Raw genomic sequence first — 21,180 nt, forward strand, 5'->3', positions numbered from 1 at the left:
CCGCACGGCCGCAGCGCGAGGCGGTACGGTGGGGCGTGAAGGATGCGGTTACGCGGTCCGAGGAGGGAGCCACCGATGATTCTGCTCCGTCGCCTGCTGGGTGACGTGCTGCGTCGGCAGCGCCAGCGCCAGGGCCGTACTCTGCGCGAAGTCTCCTCGTCCGCCCGAGTTTCACTCGGCTATCTCTCCGAGGTGGAGCGGGGGCAGAAGGAGGCTTCCTCCGAACTGCTCTCCGCCATCTGCGACGCGCTGGACGTACGGATGTCCGAGCTCATGCGGGAAGTGAGCGACGAGCTCGCCCTCGCGGAGCTGGCCCAGTCTGCTGCGGCCACCGAGTCTGTGCCCGCGCCGGTTCGTCCGATGCTGGGTTCCGTGTCGGTGACCGGCGTGCCACCGGAACGGGTGACCATCAAGGCGCCCGCCGAAGCGGTGGACGTGGTCGCCGCGTGACATCACGCGCGTGACTGCGTGAATCGACCTGCACATGCAAGGCCCCGGCCGGGGCTTCTCCGGAAGAGCCGGAGAGGAGCGGTCGGGGTTTTCGCGTTTCACGGGCGTTTGGGGCGTTCGGGACAGGTGTGAGGCGCCCGGGTCCGTTTGCCGGTGCGGCCCAAGGCGGTCATGGTGGAGGGTGCGTTGCGACCATGCCGTCGGTACGCCCTCTCCAGGGGCTCAGGGCCGCGGTCGGGCTTCGGGGCCGGAGGGGCTGGAGGTGGCGTCCATGGCACGGCCGGCGGTGCGCCGGGGGGCGGCTCTCGGGCTCGGGATGCTGTGGTGGTGGGCGGTGCTGCGGCTGGCGTTCGCACCCGGCGCGGGGGTCCTGGAGGCGGCGGTCGCCGCCGGAGGCTGGGGGCTGAGTGTGCTGCCGGTGCACTGCGTGCCCAGGGCCCAGGCGGCAGGGGCCGTGGGTCCGGAGCGATGGCGGGGCGCCTGGCGGGCGGTCCGGACTACCACGGCATCGCCACTCCGCCGTTCGGACGCAGGATCTGGCCCGTGGTGAAGGACGAGGCGTCCGAGGCCAGATAGAGCACGGTGTGCGCCACGTCCTCCGGTTCGCCGACCCGGCCCAGGGGCGCCAGGCGGGCCATCTGCGCCTCGGTCTGCGCCTGTGCTTCCGCTTCGTGGCGGTCGGTCATGGGCGTGCGGATCCAGCCCGGCGCGACGGCATTGACCCGGATCCCGTGCCGGCCGACCTCGTTCGCCAGGGTCCTGGTCAGTTGGACGACGGCCGCCTTGGCCGCTCCGTAGCAGAGCAGGCCGGGACGGCCGGTGTCGACGGCGCCCGAGGCCATGGTGATGATGCTGCCGGGCGTCTGCCGGTCCAGCATGCGGCGGACGGCCTCCTGGCAGGCGTGGAGCACCCCCTTGAAGTTGACGCCGAGGACTCGGTCGAGGTCCTCCTCCCGGGTCTCCAGGACCGAACTGGTGTGCATGATCCCGGCGATCGCCGCCATCACGTCCAGACGCTCGCAGGAGGCGACGGCCTGGGCGAGCTGCGCGCGGTCGGTGACGTCGAGCTGATGGATGCGGGCGGTCCCGCCGCCGGCCTTGACGAGGTTCGCCGTCTCGTGGAGGCCCTCCGCGTCACGGTCGGCGCAGTGGACCATGGCGCCCGCCTCGGCGAGCAGCACGGCCGAGGCGCGGCCGATACCGCCCGCGGCCCCGGTGACGAATGCGGTGCGTCCGGTGAGGTCGTACGCCTTGACGGCCATGAGAGGACCGTACGAGGGTTTCTGACGGGTCGTCAATTAGTTGTGCGGCGTGGAGCTCCGCGGTGCCGGGTGGTGCTCGGGGCCGGTCCGGTCTGGCAGTTCGGGCACCAGTAGGTGGGGCGTTCGCGGGAGCCGTCGCCCTGGTCGGCCACGCACACGGAGGTGCGGCAGCGCAGACAGGGGCGGGGCGCGCGGCCGTAGACGAACAGGGGCTGGCTGCGGTGGCCCGTGGTGATGCGGTTGGGGCGGTCGCGGTTGGCCTCCAGGAGCCTCTTGGCGAGCTCCGGCAGCTTCGCGGCGCGGTCGGCGGGCAGCGCGCCGACCGGGAGCCAGGGGGTGGCGCCGAGCAGGAAGCAGAGCTCGCTCTTGTAGACGTTGCCGATCCCGGCGAGATTGCGCTGGTCCAGCAGGGCCTCGCCGAGGGAGCGGGCCGGGTCGGCGAGCAGGTTGGCGAGGGCCTGCTCGGGGTCCCAGTCCGGGCCGAGCAGGTCGGGGCCGAGATGGCCGACGACGCGCTCTTCGTCGGTGGTGCGCAGGAGCTCCAGGACGGGGAGGCGGTAGCCGACGGCCGTGCGGTCCGCGGTGCCGAGGATCGCGCGGATCTGGTGGGACGGGCCACCGCTCCAGCGCTGACCGGGCGCGAACACCTTCCAGGCGCCGTCCATCCTCAGGTGCGAGTGGAGGGTCAGGTTGCCCTCGATGCGGGTCAGGAGGTGCTTGCCGCGGGGGGTGACGTCCAGGACGGCGCGGCCCGTGAGGTCGGCCGTGGCGAACTTCGGCACCCGGAGGTCGCTGCGGGTCAGCACCCTGCCCGCGAGGGCGTCGTGCAACCGCCTCGCGGCCTGCCAGACCGTGTCTCCTTCGGGCATGGGTCAAGGGTGGCACGGGGTGGGCCCGAGGGGCGCACCGTGCGGCGGCTGCCGGCTCATGCCCGCAGCCGCAGGCCGCGCGGGGTGGCGATGAAGCCCGCTCCTTCCAGGAGGGTGCCGATGGGGGAGGTCAGGGCCGAGGCGCCGTTCACCCGCTCCACGGTGACCGTGCCGAGGGAGCCCGCTTTTGCGGCCGCCGCCAGGGCCTGGGCGGCTTCCTGGAGACGGGGATCGTCGGTGGCGGTGCCGTCCGGGTCGGCGGGCCAGGCGAGCAGGGTCTTGCCACCGCGCTCCATGTAGAGCGTCAGCTCGCCGTCGACGAGGACCACCAGGGAGCCCGCCTTGCGGCCGGGTTTGTGGCCCGCTCCGGTCGGGGGCTCCGGCCAGGGCAGGGCCGCGCCGTACGCGTTCGCCGGATCCGCGGCGGCCAGGACGACGGCACGGGAGTCGGACGACGAGCGCGTACGCCGGCCGGAGGGACCCTGTCCCGGGCCGGGCCCGAATCTCTGCCCGCCGCGGGCCGGGGGGAAGTCGCGGGGCGAGGTGTACTCGTGCGGTGCCGTACGGGGGTTCCAGGGGGCGAAGCCGTCGGCCGTGGAACCGTGGGACTCGCCGCCGACGGGGGTGTCGCCGGGCGGGCCGAAGGGGGCGTCGCCGTGCGGGCCGAAGGGGGCGTCGAAGTCGGTGTACGGCGCCTCGGTCCCCTCGAAGGCCCGGCCGTGGGAGGGGTCGTCGAAGGGGTCGTCGGAGGAGTCGGAGCCGCTCGGGGCGAAGCCGTCAGGGGCGCCGTCGGGCGAGGGCTGCGGCAGGGTCTCGCCGCGGTCGCGGGCGTTCGACACCGCGCGCAGCCGGTCCACCGCACCGTCCATCGCGAACTGTGCCGCGCCGAGCCCCTCCACCACATAGCCGCGCCGGGCCTGGCCGCTCTCCTCGAAGACGGACAGGATGCGGTACGTCGCCGAGAAGCCGCCCTCGACGCCCTCGGCGGAGACGGCTCCCCGGGTGACCACGCCGTGCCGGTCCAGGAGGATGCGGGCGAGGGCGTGCGCGCGCACGGTGGGGTCCGCCTCGCGCGCCGAGAGCAGGGACCAGCGGCCCGCCACCGTCGGCGGCCCGCTGCGGGAGGCGGTGCGGGCCGCGGCGGTCAGGGAGCCGTAGCGCCCGCGGGGGACGTTGCGCTTGGCTCGGTGGGCCGTGGAACCCGCGGTGCGGCCGGAGCCGAGCAGCGAGCGCATGGGGCTCAGTGTGTCGTTGGTGAGGCGGCCGGACCAGGCCAGGTCCCAGACGGCGTCGGCCAGTTGGGGATCGGTGGCCTCGGGGTGGGTGGTCGCGCGGACCTGCTCGGCGATCTGGCGGAAGAACAGGCCGTACCCCCCGGAGAGGGCGTCCAGGACGGACTGGTGCAGTGCCGTCAGCTCCAGCGGGTGGGGCGGGGGCAGCAACAGGGGTGCCGCGTCCGCCAGATACAGGGAGACCCAGCCGTCCTTGCCGGGGAGGGCGCCCGCGCCGGCCCAGACGAGCTCTCCGGCGGAGGTGAGCTCGTCCAGCATCGCCGGTGCGTAGTTCGCGACGCGGGACGGCAGCACCAGCTTCTCCAGGGCCGATGCGGGCACGGACGCGCCCTGCAACTGCTCGACGGCACGCACCAATCCGTCGATGCCGCGCAGCCCGTGGCCCTTGCCGATGTGCTGCCACTGCGGGAGGAACTGGGCGAGCGCGGCCGGAGCGACCGGTTCCAGCTCATGCCGCAGCGCGGCCAGGGAACGGCGGCGCAGCCGGCGCAGCACGGCCGCGTCGCACCACTCCTGGCCGATGCCCGCCGGGTGGAACTCGCCCTGGACGACCCGGCCGCCTACGGCGAGGCGCTGCAGCGCGCCCTCCGTGACCGCCACGCCCAGGCCGAAGCGGGCCGCCGCGGTGGCGGACGTGAAGGGGCCGTGGGTGCGCGCATGGCGGGCGAGGAGGTCGCCGAGCGGGTCCTTGACCGGTTCCGTGAAGGCCTCCGGGACGCCGACGGGCAGGGCGGTGCCTAGGGCGTCGCGCAGGCGGCCGGCGTCCTCGATCGCCGCCCAGTGGTCGGCGCCGGCGATCCGGACCTTGATCGCGCGGCGAGCGGCCGCCAGCTCCTGGGCCCACTGCGGCTCGGCGCCGCGCTCGGCCAGCTCGGCGTCGGTGAGGGGGCCGAGCATGCGCAGAAGGTCGGCGACACCTTCGGCGTCCTTGATGCGCCGGTCCTCGGTGAGCCACTGCAGCTCCTGCTCCAGCTCGCCGAGCACCTCGGCGTCCAGCAGCTCGCGCAGCTCCGCCTGGCCCAGCAGCTCGGCCAGCAGCCGCGAGTCCAGCGACAGTGCGGCGGCACGGCGCTCGGCGAGCGGGGAGTCGCCCTCGTAGAGGAACTGGGCGACATATCCGAACAGCAGGGAGCGGGCGAACGGGGACGGCTCGGGGGTGGTGACCTCGACCAGGCGCACCTTGCGGGACTCCAGGTCGCCCATCAGCTCGGCGAGCCCGGGGACGTCGAAGACGTCCTGGAGGCATTCGCGGACGGCCTCCAGGACGATCGGGAACGAACCGAACTCGCTGGCCACCTCGAGCAGTTGGGCCGCGCGCTGGCGCTGCTGCCACAAGGGGGTGCGCCTGCCGGGGTTGCGCCGCGGCAGCAGCAGCGCGCGGGCGGCGCACTCGCGGAAGCGGGAGGCGAACAGGGCCGAACCGCCGACCTGGTCCGTGACGACCTGATCGACCTCGCCCTTGTCGAAGACGACGTCCGCCGCGCCCACGGGCGCCTGCTCGGCGTCGTATGCCGTGCCCGCCTTCATGGGCTCCTGGTCGAGCAGGTCCAGGCCCATGAGGTCGGCGTCCGGCAGGCGCAGCACGATGCCGTCGTCGGCGTGCATGACCTGGGCGTCCATGCCGTAGCGCTCGGAGAGCTTGGCGCCGAGGGCGAGCGCCCACGGGGCGTGCACCTGGGCGCCGAAGGGGGAGTGCACGACGACCCGCCAGTCGCCGAGCTCGTCGCGGAAGCGCTCCACGACGATCGTGCGGTCGTCGGGGATGTGGCCGCAGGCCTCGCGCTGCTCGTCCAGATACGACAGGACGTTGTCCGCGGCCCAGGCGTCCAGGCCCGCCGCGAGCAGCCGCAGCCGGGCGTCCTCCTTGGGCAGCGAGCCGACCTCGCGCAGGAACTGGCCCACCGCGCGGCCCAGTTCGAGCGGGCGGCCCAGCTGGTCGCCCTTCCAGAAGGGGAGGCGGCCCGGAACGCCCGGAGCGGGGGAGACCAGGACGCGGTCGCGTGTGATGTCCTCGATGCGCCAGGAGCTGGTGCCGAGCGTGAAGACGTCGCCCACGCGCGACTCGTAGACCATCTCCTCGTCCAGCTCGCCGACCCGGCCACCGCCCTTCTTCGGGTCGGATCCGGCGAGGAAGACGCCGAAGAGGCCGCGGTCGGGGATGGTGCCGCCGGAGGTGACCGCGAGCCGCTGGGCTCCGGGGCGGCCCGTGACCGTACCGGCCACGCGGTCCCACACCACGCGCGGGCGCAGCTCGGCGAAGGCGTCGGAGGGATAGCGGCCCGCGAGCATGTCCAGGACCGCCGTGAACGCCGACTCGGGGAGGGAGGCGAAGGGGGCGGCGCGGCGGACCGTGGCCAGCAGGTCGTCGACCTGCCAGGTGTCCAGTGCCGTCATCGCCACGAGCTGCTGGGCCAGGACGTCCAGGGGGTTGGCGGGGATCCTCAGCGACTCGATGGAGCCCGTGCGCATGCGCTCGGTGACGACCGCCGCCTGGACGAGGTCGCCGCGGTACTTGGGGAAGACCACTCCGGTGGAGACCGCGCCCACCTGGTGTCCCGCACGGCCGACGCGCTGCAGGCCGGAGGCGACGGAGGGCGGGGACTCCACCTGGACGACGAGGTCCACCGCGCCCATGTCGATGCCCAGCTCCAGGCTGGAGGTGGCGACCACGGCGGGCAGCCGGCCCGCCTTGAGGTCCTCCTCGACGAGGGCGCGCTGCTCCTTGGAGACCGAGCCGTGGTGGGCACGCGCGATGACGGGCGGGGCGCCCTGGGCCGCGCCCGAACCGCCCATGAGCTCGGCGGGGGAGTGGTGTTCGTCCAGGGGCTCGCCGGTGGCGCGCTCGTAGGCGATCTCGTTGAGCCGGTTGCACAGGCGCTCCGCCAGGCGGCGGGAGTTGGCGAACACGATGGTGGAGCGGTGGGCCTGGACCAGGTCGGTGATCCGCTCCTCGACGTGCGGCCAGATGGACGGGCGCTCCGTGCCCTCGGAGCCGTCGGCGACCGGGGAGCCGCCCAGCTCGCCGAGGTCCTCGACCGGGACGACCACCGAGAGGTCGAACTCCTTGCCCGACGTCGGCTGGACGATCTCCACCTTGCGGCGCGGCGAGAGATACCGCGCCACCTCGTCGACCGGCCGGACCGTCGCCGAGAGGCCGATGCGGCGGGCGGGCTTCGGCAGCAGTTCGTCCAGGCGCTCCAGGGAGAGCGCCAGATGGGCGCCGCGCTTGGTGCCCGCCACCGCGTGCACCTCGTCCAGGATCACCGTCTCGATGCCGGTCAGCGCGTCCCGCGTGGCCGACGTCAGCATCAGGAACAGGGACTCCGGGGTGGTGATCAGGATGTCCGGGGGCCGGGTGGACAGGGCGCGGCGCTCGGCGGCCGGGGTGTCGCCGGAGCGGATGCCCACCTTCACCTCGGGCTCGGGCAGGCCCAGGCGCACGGACTCCTGGCGGATGCCGGTCAGCGGGCTGCGGAGGTTGCGCTCGACGTCGACCGCGAGGGCCTTCAGCGGGGACACATACAGGACGCGGCAGCGTTTCTTGGGGTCCGCAGGCGGGGGTGTCGAGGCCAGCTGGTCCAGCGCCGCGAGGAATGCGGCCAGGGTCTTGCCCGAGCCGGTGGGGGCGACCACCAGCACGTCCGACCCCGCCCCGATGGCCTGCCACGCGCCCGCCTGGGCCGCGGTGGGCGCGGAGAAGGCCCCCGTGAACCAGCCGCGGGTCGCGGGGGAGAAGCCGTCGAGGGCTCGGTGTGCGGAGCTGACCATGCGTCCATCCTGCACCCGCCCACTGACAAACGGGCTGACCTGCGGTGATGCCGCGCCGGAGAGTGCCCGGCGGTCCCGCGCCGAACGCGTTCCGGCGCATCCTCCCCACGGTGCGGTCTGGCGGAGAATGGAGGCATGGCGGGTTCGAGGAAGGAGGCGGCGCGGCACTGGCAGTACGCCGAGCTGCCCGGGGTCGATCTGCTGCGCGCCCGGTACATCCGCAAGACGTTCGTCCGGCACACCCACGAGAACTTCGTCATCGCCGCCATCGCGGACGGGGTCGAGGTCTTCCACCACCGCGGCGCCGACCAGTACGCCGGCGCCGGGGCGCTCGCACTCGTCAACCCGGACACCACGCACACCGGGCGGGCCGGAGTGCCCGAGGGCTGGCGGTACGGGGCCATCTACCCCTCGCCCGAGGTCGTGGCCGAGATCGCGGCGGAGACCACCCTCATACGCGGGACGCCCGGGTTCGTCAGCCCGGTGCTCGACGATCCGTACGCCGTGCGGCTGGTGCACCAGGTGCTGCGCGCCACGGAGGACGGCAACGCCCTGGCCGCCGACACCCTGCTGCGCGTCGCCGTGACCAGGCTGCTCCGGCTGAACGGCGGGCCGCTGCCGCAGCGGGAGGTGCGCACGGCGGGAGCCCGGATCGCGGCACGCGCGCGTGCGGAGCTGCAGGAGCGGATGGCGGAGCCGCCGACCCTGGAGCGACTCGCGGCCGACCTCGGCACCAGCCCGTTCGCGCTGCTGCGGGCATTCCGGGACGCCTACGGCATGCCACCCCACACCTGGCTCACCGACGCCCGGGTGCGGCAGGCGCGGCGGCTGCTGGACGCCGGCACCACGCCCGCACAGGCGGCCGTCGCCGTGGGGTTCACCGATCAGCCGCACCTGAACCGGCACTTCACCCGGATCGTGGGCGTGCCCCCGGGCGCGTACCGGCGTGAGCGCAAGAACGTACAAGACGCGCGAGGCCGACTGCTCCTACCGTCCGACGCGTGGCAGAACAGACAGCTCTCGCAGACATACGGTCCGACGACGACGGAAAAACCGACGCCGCCGTCGTACGGGACGCCCTCGGAGTCGGCGTCGCCGTAGGACTGTCCGGCTTCGCCTTCGGGGTGACCTCCGCCGGAAGCGGGCTCACACTGCTGCAGACCTGCGCGCTCAGCCTGCTGGTGTTCACCGGCGCCTCCCAGTTCGCCCTCGTGGGGGCGCTGGCGGCCGGGGGCAACCCGCTCACGGCGGCAGCGGGCGCCTTCTTCCTGGGGGTCCGCAACGCCTTCTACGGGCTGCGTCTGTCCCAACTGCTCGCCCTCCCGCGCGCGGTGCGGCCGTTCGCCGCCCAATGGGTCATCGACGAGACGACCGCGGTCGCGCTGGCGCAGCCCACGCGGCGGGCCACGCGGATCGGCTTCGCCGTCACCGGGCTCAGCCTCTACATCCTGTGGAACCTCACCACGCTGCTCGGGCAACTGGGCGCCCAGGCCATCGGGGACACCGCCGCATGGGGCCTCGACGCGGCCGGACCCGCCGTCTTTCTGGCGCTGCTCGCGCCGATGCTCAAGACCACCACCGAGCGCGCCGTCGCCGGCCTCGCGGTCCTCCTGGGGCTCGGTCTGCTGCCCGTGCTGCCCGCCGGAGTGCCCGTCCTGGCAGCGGCGCTCGCAGCACCCGCCGTGCTCTGCCTGGAGGGCCGCCGCAGGGGCACGTCGCGCGGCCACGCGCGCGTGGACGACGCGTCGGACGCAGAGGGATCGGCCGCAGGGGGATCGGACGCAGAAGGAGAGGAAGCCCGTTGAACACCTGGATCGCCATCGGCGCGACCGCCGTCGGTTGCTACGCCGTTAAGCTCGCCGGGCTGCTGGTGCCCGCGGGCGCCCTGGAGCGGCCGCTCGTCAGGCGTCTGGCCGCGCTGCTCCCGGTGGCCCTCCTCGCCGCCCTCACGGCGCAGCAGACCTTCCCCGACGGGCACACGCTGGTGCTCGACGCGAGGGTCGCGGGGCTCGGCGCGGCCGCCGTGGCGCTGGTCCTGCGCGCCCCGTTCCTGCTCGTCGTGGCGGCGGCCGTGCTGGTGACCGCCGGGGTACGGGCCATGGGCGGTTGACGGCACCGGGCGGTGACCCGGGACATGCGGGGCCGGCGATCAGCCGAGGGGGCGGCCGTGCGCCCTGAGCGTGCACAGCGCCTCGATCGTCGCCATGGGGCGGGCCTCCAGGGAGGTGCCCGGTGCCCACGGGTGCTCGGGATGCCACCCACGCGTCGAGGCGTGGGGCAGGAGCGGCCAGCCGCCGTCGTCCTGCTGCGCATCCGCGAGGTGGTCGAGCGAGCGGGCCATCTCGGCATCCGTGAACCACGCGCGGGCGAGCGAACCCGGGGTCTTCGCGTAGTCGTGCGGGAAATGGTGCTCGCCGGGCCCGTAGCCGGACGCGACCGGCCACATGTCGAGCCGGTCGGGCTCCAGCACCGCGAGCCGCTGCGCGCGCACCAGGCGGCCGAGGCGGTCGGCGGCCGCCTCCGCGCGCGGGCGGTCGGGAACGGAGTCCAGGAAGGCCACCGCGGCCTGGATCTCGTAGGGATGGGACTTCTCCAGCGACTCGATCGCCTGCCAGCAGAAGTCCGTGGCCCTGAACAGCCAGGCGTGCCACACCTCATTGCGGTGCAACAGGCCCACCACCGGCCCTGTGGCGAGGAGTTCGCTCGGCGGATCGTCCACGACCTGGAAGAACGGGGCCGTCGGATAGCGGCGCTGGCCGGGAAGGATCGCCGGCAGCGCGCCGTCAGCCGTCGAGACGGCGGTCAGATAGCGGCACACGCGTTCCGCTCGCTGCCCGCCGCAGCGCCCGATGGCGTCCAGGACGCGCAGCGCGCGCCCGGTGTGCAGCGGCTGGCTGACCGGGCCGCGCAGATCGGGCTCCAGGGCGTGGCCGTACCCGCCGTCCTCGTTGCGGTAGGCGTCCAGCGCGCACTCCACGGGGTCCGCGGCCCCGTTGAGGAAGTGGTGTGCGAAGAGGCGCTGTTCCAGCACGCGCGCGGTGAGCCAGACGAAGTGCTCGGCACGCAAGAGCGGGGAGCGCGCCGGGGACGGGGCAGGGAGTGGGGTAGCTCCTGTTTCGGGCATGCGTCAGACCGTAGGGCGGAAAGCGGTCTCGGCAACGGGTACCTGCTCAGGCCCACCCCTGGAGCGGGATACTGGAGTCATGCGGTTGACGGTCTTCTGGCAGCGGATGGCGGATCACTTCGGTCCGGGATACGCCGACACCTTCGCGCGCGACCACGTGATGGCGGAGCTCGGGGGTCGTACGGTGCACGAGGCACTGGACGCCGGCTGGGACGCCAAGGACGTGTGGCGTGTGGTCTGCACGGTCATGGACGTTCCGGGGGAGAAGCGCTGATCGGTCACGAAGATCGCAGGGCGGCAGCGGATTGTCGGACCGGTGGGCGAGACTTGGTCCGTGGCACCCACTGACGAGACCGGGCAGTCGTCCCGGCAGGCATCCCCCTTCGGCACCACGCCGCCCGGACGGCCCCCGGCCGAGGGCGCCGCGGGACAGGGCGTCGGCATGCCGCGCTGGCTGCCGCGCGCGGTGCTGCTCGTGCTCGGCCTCTACGCCGTCTTCCAGCTGGGTACTTGGGCCTTCCACCAGCTCACCGGCCTGCTGATCAACATCCTCATCGCGTTCTTCCTGGCCCTCGCCATCGAGCCCGCGGTGAGCTGGATGGCCACACGCGGTCTGCGCAGGGGGCTGGCCGCCGCTCTCGTGTTCCTCGCCGTGATGATCGTGTCCGCCGGGTTCATCACCTTGCTCGGCTCGATGCTGGCGGGCCAGATCATCAAGATCGTCGAGGACTTCCCGGACTATCTCGACTCCGTCATCAACTGGGTCAACACGCACTTCCACACCGATCTGAAGCGGGTGGACGTCCAGGAGGGCCTGCTGCGCTCCGACTGGCTGCGCAACTACGTGCAGCACAGCGCCACCGGTGTTCTGGACGTCTCCGCGCAGGTCCTCGGGGGCCTCTTCCAGCTGCTGACGGTCGCGCTGTTCTCGTTCTACTTCGCCGCCGACGGACCCCGGCTGCGGCGCGCGATCTGCTCCGTACTGCCGCCGGCGCGCCAGGCCGAGGTGCTGCGTGCGTGGGAGATCGCCGTCAACAAGACCGGCGGCTACATCTACTCGCGCGGTCTGATGGCCCTCATCTCCGGTATAGCGCACTACATCCTGCTGCAGATCCTGGGCGTGCCCTACGCGCCCGTGCTGGGCGTCTGGGTGGGCCTGGTCTCGCAGTTCATTCCGACCATCGGCACCTATCTCGCGGGCGCGCTGCCCATGCTGATCGCGTTCACCGTCGATCCCTGGTACGCGCTGTGGGTGCTGATCTTCGTCGTCATATACCAGCAGTTCGAGAACTACATGCTGCAGCCCAAGCTGACCTCGAAGACCGTCGACATCCACCCGGCCGTCGCGTTCGGCTCGGTCATCGCAGGCACCGCCCTCCTCGGCGCCGTCGGCGCGCTGATCGCCATCCCCGCGGTCGCCACGCTGCAGGCGTTCCTGGGGGCGTATGTGAAGCGGTACGCGGTCACGGACGACCCTCGGGTCCACGGCCACCGGAGGGGGGAACCGGGACGGCCCGGCCTGTTCACGCGCGCGCGGCAGGTATGGGCGCGGCGGCAGGGGGCCGCACAGGACGACTCGGACGAGCCCGGGGAGGGCTCCTCCGGGTCCGCCGGCGGTCAGTAGGTGAACACGGCCCACACCCCGGCGCCGACGACGGCCACCACGTAGCAACCGATCGCCGCCGTGACGATGCGGCGCCGCACCGGCTCGCTCCAGGAGGTGCGGGACAGCAGCCAGGCCAGCACCGGCAGGACCAGGACCGCGTGCAGGCTGACCCCGTGGAGCGGCTTGAGAGGGGCCGTCGAGTGGTACGCCGCCTCCTGGTGGCCGGTGCGCGTGAGCACGACTCCGCGCGCGATCATCGCGGCGCCCGAGGCGAGCCCGACGAGCAGGATCGCGAAGCCGGAGCGGACGGCGAGGTCCATCCCCGCGGGACCCGTGGGCCGTTGCCGGAACGAGGCCAGGGCGAACACGGTGAGCAGCACCACCAGGACCCCGCCGCCCACCGCGAGCGTCATGGACACCGCGGTGTCGAACGGCGTCTCCATGTCGAGGTGAGAGGGCACCCGGCGCCAGGCCTGGAGCGTGATGCCGCCGACCTCCACGACACAGTCGACGGCGAACACGGCCAGCAGCAGGGCCCGCAGCCGCGGACTCACGCGCAGATAGGACGTCACCCAGGTGACCGCGATCAGCGTCGCCCCGAAGGACACCCCGAACGTGACGGGCTTGCGCCACGAGACGGGCCCGTACCAGGGGCCTCCGTCGACGGCGAAGACCCCCAGGTGCACGAGACCGGAGAGCACCAGCAGCAGACCGACACCAAGGACGACCCGCTCCACGGACGACATCCCGGACCACCACGCCGCCGAGCCCGACGACCTTGCCCTCAGCGCCGCGGAGCGGGCCGCGTCAACGGCGGAGGAGCGTGCCGCCCCCCTGATCCTCAAGGTGCTCTTCTCGGTCTCCATGCCCTCAGCCTCGCGAGAACCCCTCCGCGCGTCGTCGTCCCGCCGAAGACACCCGGCGTACGCCGCGGGAAGTAGCGAGGGCCCCAACTCGGCGTGGACACAGTCTCGGAGGTGTCGCGTGGTGCGCTTGACACGAAAATCGAACATCCATTCTTATGGAGGCTCCGGTGAAGTCCTCGACGGGTGTTTCGACATGGTTTCGACGGAGAAGTACCCGAGTTATCCACAGGCCGGACGGGCGTCGGGGCGCATTGTCAGTGGCAGGCGTTAGCGTCTTTGACGTGAAGCGATCGACTCAAGCAAATCGGGTGGAACCCATGGCAGGAACCGACCGCGAGAAGGCCCTCGACGCCGCTCTCGCACAGATTGAACGGCAATTCGGCAAGGGCGCGGTCATGCGCATGGGCGAGCGTCCGAACGAGCCCATCGAGGTCATCCCCACCGGGTCGACCGCGCTCGACGTGGCGCTCGGCGTGGGCGGCATCCCGCGCGGCCGAGTGGTGGAGGTGTACGGACCGGAGTCCTCCGGCAAGACGACCCTGACGCTGCACGCGGTGGCCAACGCACAGCGTGCCGGTGGCCAGGTGGCCTTCGTGGACGCGGAGCACGCCCTCGACCCCGAGTACGCGCGAAAGCTCGGTGTCGACGTCGACAACCTCATCCTGTCCCAGCCCGACAACGGCGAGCAGGCTCTGGAGATCGTGGACATGCTGGTCCGCTCCGGCGCCCTCGACCTGATCGTCATCGACTCCGTCGCCGCGCTCGTCCCGCGCGCGGAGATCGAGGGCGAGATGGGCGACAGCCACGTCGGTCTGCAGGCCCGTCTGATGAGCCAGGCGCTGCGGAAGATCACCAGCGCGCTCAACCAGTCGAAGACCACCGCGATCTTCATCAACCAGCTCCGCGAGAAGATCGGCGTGATGTTCGGCTCCCCGGAGACCACGACCGGTGGCCGGGCGCTGAAGTTCTACGCCTCGGTGCGCATGGACATCCGCCGCATCGAGACCCTGAAGGACGGCACGGACGCGGTCGGCAACCGCACCCGCGTGAAGGTCGTCAAGAACAAGGTGGCCCCGCCCTTCAAGCAGGCCGAGTTCGACATCCTCTACGGCCAGGGCATCAGCCGCGAGGGCGGTCTGATCGACATGGGCGTGGAGCACGGCTTCGTCCGCAAGGCCGGCGCCTGGTACACGTACGAGGGCGACCAGCTCGGCCAGGGCAAGGAGAACGCGCGCAACTTCCTCAAGGACAACCCCGACCTGGCCAACGAGATCGAGAAGAAGATCAAGGAGAAGCTGGGCGTCGGCGTGCAGCCGGAGAAGCCGGCCGTGGAGCCGGGAGCCGACGCCGCCGTCTCCGCTGCCCCGGACGCCGCGAAGACGGTGCCCGCCCCGGCGACCAAGGCCAAGGCGGCCAAGGCTCCGGCTGCCAAGAGCTGACGCATGACACGGCGAACCGACTGGGCCGAGTACGCCTACCAGGACGCCGCGCGTGAGCGGAACGGCAAAAGCGACGGGGGATCCGCGGAGCCGGGCCGCGATGTGTACGGCGCCGACGGGCCGTTCGGCGACGACGGCGCGTACGGCGACGGACCGGACGACGGAGCGAGGCGGGACACCGACGGGGCACCGGAGGGTTTCGGCTCGTCCCGCGGCCGCTCGCGCCGCGGCGGCAGGGCCCGTGACGGGGGCCCTGGCGACGGCGGCTCCCGCGGTCGCAGGCGGCGGCGTCGCGGGGAGTCGTCCGGTGGGGACGAGGGTGCCTCCTCCTCGTCGAGGGCCGAGCAGGAGGAGTCCTCGGGGGACCCGGTGGAGCGGGCGAGGGCGATCTGTCTGCGCCTGCTCACCGGGACCCCGCGTACGCGCAAGCAGCTCGCGGACGCCCTGCGCAAGCGGGAGATCCCCGAGGAGGCGGCGGAGGAGGTGCTGTCGCGGTTCGAGGAGGTCGGGCTGATCAATGACGGCGCGTTCGCGGACGCCTGGGTGGAGTCCCGGTACCACGGCCGAGGACTGGCCCGCCGTGCACTGGCCCAGGAACTGCGGACCAAGGGCGTCGACTCCACGCTGATCGACGCGGCCGTCTCCCAGCTCGACTCCGAGCAGGAGGAGACGACCGCGCGCGAACTCGTCGACCGCAAGCTGCGCGCCACCCGCGGCCTCGACCGCGACAAGCGGCTGCGCCGCCTCGCGGGCATGCTCGCCCGCAAGGGCTACCCCGAGGGCATGGCCCTTCGGGTGGTGCGGCAGGCGCTGGAGCAGGAGGGCGAGGACACGGAGTTCCTGGCGGACGAGGGGTTCTGACGCGGGGTCGGGAGAGACACCCTCGCGTCCACGGCGACCGGTCGGCGCGACGCCCTACGACGTGACCGGCAGCCCCGCCGCCTTCCACGCCTGGAAGCCGCCGACGAGATCGGTGGCCCGGGCCAGCCCCAGCTGGTGCAGGGACGCCGCCGCAAGGCTGGAGGCGTACCCCTCGTTGCAGATCACCACGACCCGCACGTCATACCCCGTCGCCTCGGGCACACGATGGCTGCCTTGCGGATCGAGTCGCCACTCCAGCTCATTGCGCTCGACGACGAGGGCGCCGGGGATCAGGCCGTCCTGCTCGCGCAGGGCGGCGTAGCGGATGTCCACCAGGAGCGCCTCGCAGCTCCGGGCCGCGTCGTAGGCCTCCTCGGGCCCGATCCGCTCGAAGCCCGCGCGGACCCGCTCCAGCAACTCGTCGATGCCGACCGGCTGTTCGCCCGTCCCGCGCACTGCCTCGCTCACTGCCAGTCCTCCGGACGCTCGACCTGCTCCAGGCGGAGTACCTGGCCGACGCGACTGTAGCGGCGGATCTGCGGCAGGGGCGGGTAGTAGGCGTGGACGGAGATCGCGTGCCGGTCGGTGGACTCGTTGAGCACCTCGTGCACGTGATGGCGGCCGAAGGCACGGCCCCGGCCGGCCGGCAGCCGCCGTTCACGGTCCACGTCGTCGGTGAGTTCCAGGGTCTTCCAGCCGTCGGCGGGCAACCGGGCGGCGAGCGAGTTCTCCTTGAGCTCGCCGGCCGCGGTGGTGAAGGCGCCGATGGACTCGGCGTGGTCGTGCCAGCCGGTGCCCGTGCCGGGCGGCCAGCCGATCAGCCAGGCCTCGCTGCCGCCCGGCCCCTCCAGCCGCACCCAGGTGCGGCCTTCGGGATCGAGCGGAAGCGACGCGATCAGCTCGGCGTCGGCGGCCGTACGCCGGACGAAGTCGAGGAGGTCCGCCTGCGTCGGAGTCCGAGGGGCGGATGTGGAGACAGCGGAAGATCCGGAGACAGTGGCGGATCCGGAGGCAACGGGGGAGACAGACATGGGACACCGTCCTGAAGAAAGTTCGCGAGGGGCGCACGGCAGCACAGACAGGCGCGCGCGGGAAAAGAGATGCGAATTCAGCAGGACGGACGACACACGCAGCCCGCGTAGCGGACGAGGTCCATATGGACCCTCCGCCACAGGCGCACGTGGGTGTCGGTCATGGTCGGGAGTACACCACTGCCGAGAGGGCAAGGTCAACTCACCGTCACTATGTGGACCACAAAGTGACGGTGAGTGCGGTCACTGCGCGGCGGAACCGGCCGTGGCCTCCGCCTCCGCCTCGACTGGTGCTGGGCCGCCGAGCGTGGCCTCCGCCGCGGCGTACAGGTCCGCGGGCCGGACGCCGCTCAGCGCGGTGACCAGATGGCCGTCGGGCCGCACCAGCAGCACCGTGTGCGCGGCCGCGCCCGGGTAGCTCTCGGCGACCAGCAGCTCGGCGCGGTGCGGCAGCGCGGCGACCGCGGCCGCCAGCCGCGGCATGATTCCGGCACTCACCCAGTGCTTGCGGTCCCACACGCCCGTGCCCGGCGCGATCAGCACCACCAGCAGCGCACCACGCCCGAGCCGGTCCCGCAGCCGTACGAACGAACCGTCCTCCGCGGTGACCCGCACATCGGTGACCTGAGCCCCGGGAGCCGTGCCCACCGGGACCTCCGCCTCCAGATGCCGGGGCGCGAGCGGCGAGACGTCGTACACCCCCGGCGCACCGAGCGCCCCGCGTCCCAGATGACCGTCCGTGAGCAGGGCGTCGTGGCCGCGGGCCGTGCCGGGCACGTAGGCACGCAGTCCTCCGCCGCCGCGCAGCAGCGGCAGCACCTGGTCGGCGGCGCGCAGCCGGGCGGCGACGCTCCCGCGGCGCTCCGCCTGATAGCTGTCGAGCAGGGCGTCGTGCGGCCCGTGATGCCAGGCGAGCGCCAGCTTCCAGGCGAGGTTGCCGGCGTCCCTGAGCCCTTCGTCCAGCCCCTGCGTGCCCAGCGCGCCGAGCAGATGTGCCGCGTCCCCGGCGAGGAAGACCCGGCCGACCCGCCACCGACGGGCCAGCCGGTGGTGGACGGTGTGGACTCCGGTGTCGAGCAGTTCGTACGGCGGTGTGGAGCCGCCCGACCAGCCGGCGAGCGTCTCCCGGACGCGCGCCAGCAGCACCTCGGGCGTGACGAGGTCCTTGCCCGGCGGCAGCAGCCAGTCCAGGCGCCACACGTCGTCCGGGAGGGGGCGGGCGGTCACCTCCCCGGCCGAGGGCCCGGACGTCCGCCACGGCGGCATCCGATGGAGCAACGCCTCGTCCGGCCACGGAAGTTCCGCGCGCAGCGTGGCCACGGCGTGTCGCTCCACCGCCGTACGGCCGGGGAAGCGGATGTCCAGGAGTTTGCGCACGGTGGAGCGGGGGCCGTCGCAGCCGACCAGGTGGCTGCCGCGCCACCAGGTGCCCTGTGGACCGCGGGTGTGGGCGGTGACCCCCGAGGCCTCCTGTTCGACGCTGTCGAGGCGGCTGTCCACGGCGATCTGGACGAGGCGTTCGGCGGCCAGGGCCTCGCGCAGGGCACCGGTCAGGACATGCTGGGCGATGTGCAGCGGGGCGGGTTCGTCGTCGCCGAACGTGACCTCACGCATCACCTGCTTGCGCCGCACCGACCGCCATGCGGCCCACTGGGACCCCTCCCGCGCGAGCGGAACCCCGGTCAGCCGCTCCAGCAGAGCCGCGGTGTCCTCCCGCAGGACCACGGTGCGCGCGGGGCGTGATTCCTCCTTGCCGGGGCCCTCGTCCAGCACGATCGTGGGCACTTCCTGCCGCGCCAGAGCCAGGGCGAGCGTGAGCCCGACGGGCCCCGCTCCGACGACGATCACCGGGTCCACGGCGTGGCGCCCCCTGCCCGCGGCGATGTCCTCACGGACGTAGGTGAACAGGAAGTTGGAGCAGGGTGCACGATCACAGAACGTATGCAACCCATTGGCGGGGTTTGCGTCAAGCGACGGAGGCCGTGGCGATCAAGCCACTGCCTCCGTGCGCCGTTTATGCCACTTGAGCGTGTGTCAGGTCAGCGGGGCGGCCTGGTGTCGGTGATCCCGCCCGGACCGCCGCCCTCACCGCCGGTGCCGAAGGCACCGCCCACACCCGCGGGGTTGAGCTCCTCCATGTCCTCGGCGCCCAGGACCGCGCCGGTGCTCTTCTTGCTGCGCCTGAGCCTGGCTTCGAGCCAGCCGGCGAAGGTCGTCAGGGAGAAGTTGAGGGCGATGAAGATCACGGCCACCGCGGTGAAGCTGGCGATGGTGTTGCCGTAGTAGCCGATCATCGTGTTCGCCGACGAGAGCAGCTCCGGGAAGGTGAGGACCGCGCCGCCCAGGGCGGTGTCCTTCACGATGACGACGAGCTGGCTGACGATGGCCGGGAGCATCGCGGTCACCGACTGCGGCAGCAGGATGAGCCGCATGACCTGGTTCTTGCGCATGCCGATGGCCACCCCGGCCTCGGCCTGGCCCTTCGGCAGGGCCAGGATGCCGGCCCGGACGATCTCGGCGAGCACGGCCGCGTTGTAGAGCACGAGGCCGGTGACGACCGCGTACAGCGGGCGGTCGTTCGAACTGATGTCGGTGTAGTTCGCGTACAGGGCCAGTCCGAAGATCATCAGGACCAGCACCGGGATGGCGCGGAAGAACTCCACCACGACCGCGGCCGGGACCCGGATCCAGACGTGGTCGGAGAGCCGGGCGATGCCCAGCACCGCACCGAGCGGCAGCGCGATGACCATGGCCAGCGCCGCGGCCTTCAAGGTGTTCTGCAGGCCCGGCCAGATGTACGTGGACCAGGCTTCGCTGTGGACGAAGGGCTTCCACAGCGCCCACTCGAGCTGGCCCTTGTCGTCCAGACTCGTGTACACCCACCACAGCACCGCGGCGAGGGCGACGACGAACAGACCCGTGAAGAGCACGTTGCGCCGCTTGGCGCGCGGCCCCTGGGCGTCGTAGAGAACGGAGCTCATCGCTTCACCGCCAGCTTCTTGCCCACCCAGCCGAGGAGCAGGCCGGTCGGCAGCGTCAGAATCACAAAGCCCAGGGCGAAGACCGCGGAGATCGGGATGAGTTGGGCCTCGTTCTCGACCATCTCCTTCATCAGGGTCGCCGCCTCGGCGACACCGATGGCGGCGGCCACGGTGGTGTTCTTGGTGAGGGCGATCAGCACGTTCGTCAGCGGGCCGATCGACGAACGGAACGCCTGCGGCAGGACGACCAGCCGCAGCACCTGGGTGAAGTTGAGGCCGATCGCCCGCGCCGCCTCCGCCTGGCCGACCGGCACGGTGTTGATGCCGGACCGCAGCGCCTCGCACACGAACGCCGATGTGTAGGCGATCAGACCGAGCACGGCGAGCCGGAAGTTGACCGTGTCGATGACCTTCGAACCGAGGCTGATGCCCAGGGTGTTGTTCAGGCCGAGCGACGTGAACAGGATGATCACGGTCAGGGGGATGTTCCGCACGGTGTTCACGTAGAACGTCCCGAACCCGCGCATCAGTGGCACCGGGCCCACCCGCATGGCAGCCAGCAGGGTGCCCCAGATCAGGGAACCGACGGCGGCGAGCAGCGTCAGCTGCACTGTCGTCCAGAAGGCTCCCAGTACGTCGTAACCTTCAAGAAAGTCGAACACGATCTCCCGCGCTTCCGCGTGTAGGGATGCCGCGGTGCGCCGCCGCGGAGGACGGCGCACCCATCAGGCGCTGCTTCAGCTCTTGACGTCGCCGATCTTCGGCGCGGGCTCGTTCTTGTAGTTGGCGGGACCGAAGTTCTTGTCCACGGCCTTCTGCCAGGAACCGTCCGAGACCATCGCCTCCAGAGCCGTGTTGATCTTCGCCTTGAGGTCGCTGCCCTTCTTGACGCCGATGCCGTAGTTCTCGTTGGTCATCTTGAAGCCGCCCAGCTTGAACTTGCCCTTGTACTGGGACTGGGAGGCGTAGCCGGCGAGGATCGAGTCGTCCGTGGTGAGGGCGTCGATGGCGCCGTTCTGCACACCGGTCAGACAGGCCGAGTAGGTCGGGTACTGCTGGAGCTGGGCCTTGGGCGCGAGCTTGTCCTTGACGTTCTGCGCCGAGGTCGAGCCGGTCACGGAGCACAGCTTCTTGCTGTTGAGGTCCGACGGCGACTTGATCGAGTTGTCGTCGGAGCGGATCAGCACGTCCTGGTGGGCCAGCAGGTACGGGCCGGCGAAGTCGACCTTCTGCTCGCGCTCCGGGGTGATGGAGTAGGTGGCGGCGATGAAGTCGACGTCACCGCGCTGCAGCATGGTCTCGCGGTCGGCGCTCTTCGACTCCTTCCACTCGATCTGGTTCTCGCTGTAGCCGAGCTTCTTGGCGACGTAGGTGGCCACGTCGACGTCGAAGCCGGAGTAGCCCTGCGGCGTCTTCTGGCCGAGACCCGGCTGATCGAACTTGATGCCGATGGTGACCTTCTTGCCGCCACCGGACGACGAACCGCTGTCCTTGTCGTCGTCACTGGACCCGCACGCGGTGGCGGCCACGGCGAGGGCGAGGACGGCGGCCGAGGCGGCGGTGACCTTGCGGAGCTTCATGGTGAACATCCTTTGGCTGATGCGATGAAGAGAGATGAGGGCCGGCGAAGA

At 72.1% G+C, this 21,180-nt stretch carries 21 protein-coding genes; 9 read left to right on the top strand and 12 right to left on the bottom strand.

Features of this window, described 5'->3' with window-relative positions; translation table 11 throughout:
* The first annotated feature begins 75 nt into the window (after window positions 1-75).
* Both MQN93_RS41735 and MQN93_RS41740 read left to right on the top strand, forming a co-directional pair.
* A complete protein-coding gene (locus MQN93_RS41735; RefSeq protein WP_016432287.1) occupies window positions 76-450 on the top strand; it encodes a helix-turn-helix domain-containing protein in 375 nt (124 codons plus the stop codon).
* 271 nt (window positions 451-721) lie between these two features.
* Window positions 722-1,000: a hypothetical protein gene (locus tag MQN93_RS41740; RefSeq protein WP_016432286.1), complete on the top strand. Its 279-nt coding sequence runs from the start codon at window positions 722-724 to the stop codon at window positions 998-1,000.
* Here MQN93_RS41740 and MQN93_RS41745 read toward each other — a convergent pair.
* The 3 genes from MQN93_RS41745 to MQN93_RS41755 are packed head-to-tail and all read right to left on the bottom strand — an operon-like array spanning window position 948 to window position 7,641.
* Window positions 948-1,712 (bottom strand): SDR family NAD(P)-dependent oxidoreductase, encoded by a 765-nt coding sequence (locus MQN93_RS41745; protein ID WP_016432285.1) that lies wholly within the window; start codon window positions 1,710-1,712, stop codon window positions 948-950. The genes MQN93_RS41740 and MQN93_RS41745 overlap by 53 nt on opposite strands.
* Before the next feature lie 32 nt (window positions 1,713-1,744).
* The gene (locus MQN93_RS41750; protein ID WP_242713598.1) at window positions 1,745-2,581 is read right to left on the bottom strand and encodes an Fpg/Nei family DNA glycosylase; all 837 of its coding nucleotides are present in this window, start codon (window positions 2,579-2,581) and stop codon (window positions 1,745-1,747) included.
* Between the two features lie 56 nt (window positions 2,582-2,637).
* Window positions 2,638-7,641 (bottom strand): ATP-dependent helicase, encoded by a 5,004-nt coding sequence (locus MQN93_RS41755; RefSeq protein ID WP_242713599.1) that lies wholly within the window; start codon window positions 7,639-7,641, stop codon window positions 2,638-2,640.
* Window positions 7,642-7,776: 135 nt separating this feature from the next.
* Between MQN93_RS41755 and MQN93_RS41760 the strand changes: the two genes are divergently transcribed.
* From MQN93_RS41760 to MQN93_RS41770, 3 genes are read left to right on the top strand one after another with little or no spacing between them, the layout of a single operon-like run.
* Complete coding sequence (locus tag MQN93_RS41760) at window positions 7,777-8,742, top strand: AraC family transcriptional regulator (RefSeq protein ID WP_242713600.1); 966 nt, start codon at window positions 7,777-7,779, stop codon at window positions 8,740-8,742.
* Window positions 8,643-9,446, top strand: coding sequence for an AzlC family ABC transporter permease (locus MQN93_RS41765; protein WP_242713601.1), 804 nt, complete (start codon window positions 8,643-8,645; stop codon window positions 9,444-9,446). The genes MQN93_RS41760 and MQN93_RS41765 overlap by 100 nt, the downstream gene beginning before the upstream one ends.
* Window positions 9,443-9,751, top strand: coding sequence for an AzlD domain-containing protein (locus tag MQN93_RS41770; RefSeq protein WP_242713602.1), 309 nt, complete (start codon window positions 9,443-9,445; stop codon window positions 9,749-9,751). The genes MQN93_RS41765 and MQN93_RS41770 overlap by 4 nt, the downstream gene beginning before the upstream one ends.
* Window positions 9,752-9,790: 39 nt before the next feature.
* On the opposite strand, the gene MQN93_RS41775 is transcribed toward MQN93_RS41770, so the two are convergent.
* Window positions 9,791-10,765, bottom strand: a complete 975-nt coding sequence (locus tag MQN93_RS41775; protein WP_242713603.1) for a hypothetical protein — start codon at window positions 10,763-10,765, stop codon at window positions 9,791-9,793.
* Between the two features lie 79 nt (window positions 10,766-10,844).
* On the opposite strand from MQN93_RS41775, the gene MQN93_RS41780 reads away from it, so the two are divergent.
* Window positions 10,845-11,039, top strand: a complete 195-nt coding sequence (locus MQN93_RS41780) for a DUF3046 domain-containing protein (protein ID WP_016432278.1) — start codon at window positions 10,845-10,847, stop codon at window positions 11,037-11,039.
* Window positions 11,040-11,099: 60 nt separating this feature from the next.
* Window positions 11,100-12,389, top strand: a complete 1,290-nt coding sequence (locus MQN93_RS41785) for an AI-2E family transporter (RefSeq protein WP_242713604.1) — start codon at window positions 11,100-11,102, stop codon at window positions 12,387-12,389.
* On the opposite strand, the gene MQN93_RS41790 is transcribed toward MQN93_RS41785, so the two are convergent.
* Window positions 12,383-13,117 carry a hypothetical protein gene (locus MQN93_RS41790; RefSeq protein WP_242713623.1) on the bottom strand — a complete coding sequence of 245 codons (735 nt, stop codon included), beginning with the start codon at window positions 13,115-13,117 and terminating at the stop codon, window positions 12,383-12,385. The two genes, MQN93_RS41785 and MQN93_RS41790, sit on opposite strands and share 7 nt — an antisense overlap.
* Window positions 13,118-13,554: 437 nt before the next feature.
* Between MQN93_RS41790 and recA the strand changes: the two genes are divergently transcribed.
* Complete coding sequence (gene recA, locus MQN93_RS41795; protein ID WP_016432275.1) at window positions 13,555-14,676, top strand: recombinase RecA; 1,122 nt, start codon at window positions 13,555-13,557, stop codon at window positions 14,674-14,676.
* 3 nt (window positions 14,677-14,679) lie between these two features.
* Window positions 14,680-15,537 (top strand): recombination regulator RecX, encoded by an 858-nt coding sequence (recX, locus tag MQN93_RS41800; RefSeq protein ID WP_242713605.1) that lies wholly within the window; start codon window positions 14,680-14,682, stop codon window positions 15,535-15,537.
* Window positions 15,538-15,591: 54 nt separating this feature from the next.
* Here recX and MQN93_RS41805 read toward each other — a convergent pair whose 3' ends face one another.
* The 7 genes from MQN93_RS41805 to MQN93_RS41830 all read right to left on the bottom strand — a co-directional run bounded on the left by MQN93_RS41805 (window position 15,592) and on the right by MQN93_RS41830 (window position 21,129).
* Complete coding sequence (locus MQN93_RS41805) at window positions 15,592-16,005, bottom strand: rhodanese-like domain-containing protein (RefSeq protein ID WP_242713606.1); 414 nt, start codon at window positions 16,003-16,005, stop codon at window positions 15,592-15,594.
* Window positions 16,002-16,568: a cupin domain-containing protein gene (locus MQN93_RS41810; protein ID WP_242713607.1), complete on the bottom strand. Its 567-nt coding sequence runs from the start codon at window positions 16,566-16,568 to the stop codon at window positions 16,002-16,004. Before MQN93_RS41810 ends, MQN93_RS41805 begins: the two co-directional genes overlap by 4 nt.
* 77 nt (window positions 16,569-16,645) lie before the next feature.
* Window positions 16,646-16,732 carry a putative leader peptide gene (locus MQN93_RS44485; protein ID WP_363183285.1) on the bottom strand — a complete coding sequence of 29 codons (87 nt, stop codon included), beginning with the start codon at window positions 16,730-16,732 and terminating at the stop codon, window positions 16,646-16,648.
* A 79-nt stretch (window positions 16,733-16,811) separates the two neighbouring features.
* On the bottom strand, window positions 16,812-18,425 hold the full coding sequence (locus MQN93_RS41815) for an FAD-dependent monooxygenase (RefSeq protein ID WP_242713608.1): 1,614 nt from the start codon (window positions 18,423-18,425) through the stop codon (window positions 16,812-16,814).
* 182 nt (window positions 18,426-18,607) lie between these two features.
* Window positions 18,608-19,549, bottom strand: a complete 942-nt coding sequence (locus MQN93_RS41820; RefSeq protein WP_242713609.1) for an amino acid ABC transporter permease — start codon at window positions 19,547-19,549, stop codon at window positions 18,608-18,610.
* The gene (locus tag MQN93_RS41825) at window positions 19,546-20,211 is read right to left on the bottom strand and encodes an amino acid ABC transporter permease (RefSeq protein ID WP_242713610.1); all 666 of its coding nucleotides are present in this window, start codon (window positions 20,209-20,211) and stop codon (window positions 19,546-19,548) included. Before MQN93_RS41825 ends, MQN93_RS41820 begins: the two co-directional genes overlap by 4 nt.
* A 75-nt stretch (window positions 20,212-20,286) precedes the next feature.
* Window positions 20,287-21,129, bottom strand: a complete 843-nt coding sequence (locus MQN93_RS41830) for a glutamate ABC transporter substrate-binding protein (protein ID WP_242713611.1) — start codon at window positions 21,127-21,129, stop codon at window positions 20,287-20,289.
* Window positions 21,130-21,180: the final 51 nt, after the last annotated feature.

The organism is Streptomyces spinosisporus, assembly GCF_022698145.1.
Lineage (GTDB): Bacteria > Actinomycetota > Actinomycetes > Streptomycetales > Streptomycetaceae > Streptomyces > Streptomyces spinosisporus.

What these genes read in the sequence shown, in the direction of transcription:
- MQN93_RS41735 (WP_016432287.1), top strand. Translation starts at nt 76, where the DNA reads ATGATTCTGCTCCGTCGCCTGCTGGGTGACGTGCTGCGTCGGCAGCGC.
- MQN93_RS41780 (WP_016432278.1), top strand. Translation starts at nt 10,845, where the DNA reads ATGCGGTTGACGGTCTTCTGGCAGCGGATGGCGGATCACTTCGGTCCG.
- MQN93_RS41810 (WP_242713607.1), bottom strand. Translation starts at nt 16,568, where the DNA reads ATGTCTGTCTCCCCCGTTGCCTCCGGATCCGCCACTGTCTCCGGATCT.
- MQN93_RS41830 (WP_242713611.1), bottom strand. Translation starts at nt 21,129, where the DNA reads ATGAAGCTCCGCAAGGTCACCGCCGCCTCGGCCGCCGTCCTCGCCCTC.
- MQN93_RS41790 (WP_242713623.1), bottom strand. Translation starts at nt 13,117, where the DNA reads ATGTCGTCCGTGGAGCGGGTCGTCCTTGGTGTCGGTCTGCTGCTGGTG.
- MQN93_RS41755 (WP_242713599.1), bottom strand. Translation starts at nt 7,641, where the DNA reads ATGGTCAGCTCCGCACACCGAGCCCTCGACGGCTTCTCCCCCGCGACC.
- MQN93_RS41750 (WP_242713598.1), bottom strand. Translation starts at nt 2,581, where the DNA reads ATGCCCGAAGGAGACACGGTCTGGCAGGCCGCGAGGCGGTTGCACGAC.
- MQN93_RS44485 (WP_363183285.1), bottom strand. Translation starts at nt 16,732, where the DNA reads ATGACCGACACCCACGTGCGCCTGTGGCGGAGGGTCCATATGGACCTC.
- MQN93_RS41820 (WP_242713609.1), bottom strand. Translation starts at nt 19,549, where the DNA reads ATGAGCTCCGTTCTCTACGACGCCCAGGGGCCGCGCGCCAAGCGGCGC.
- MQN93_RS41745 (WP_016432285.1), bottom strand. Translation starts at nt 1,712, where the DNA reads ATGGCCGTCAAGGCGTACGACCTCACCGGACGCACCGCATTCGTCACC.
- recX (WP_242713605.1), top strand. Translation starts at nt 14,680, where the DNA reads ATGACACGGCGAACCGACTGGGCCGAGTACGCCTACCAGGACGCCGCG.
- recA (WP_016432275.1), top strand. Translation starts at nt 13,555, where the DNA reads ATGGCAGGAACCGACCGCGAGAAGGCCCTCGACGCCGCTCTCGCACAG.
- MQN93_RS41740 (WP_016432286.1), top strand. Translation starts at nt 722, where the DNA reads ATGGCACGGCCGGCGGTGCGCCGGGGGGCGGCTCTCGGGCTCGGGATG.
- MQN93_RS41760 (WP_242713600.1), top strand. Translation starts at nt 7,777, where the DNA reads ATGGCGGGTTCGAGGAAGGAGGCGGCGCGGCACTGGCAGTACGCCGAG.
- MQN93_RS41775 (WP_242713603.1), bottom strand. Translation starts at nt 10,765, where the DNA reads ATGCCCGAAACAGGAGCTACCCCACTCCCTGCCCCGTCCCCGGCGCGC.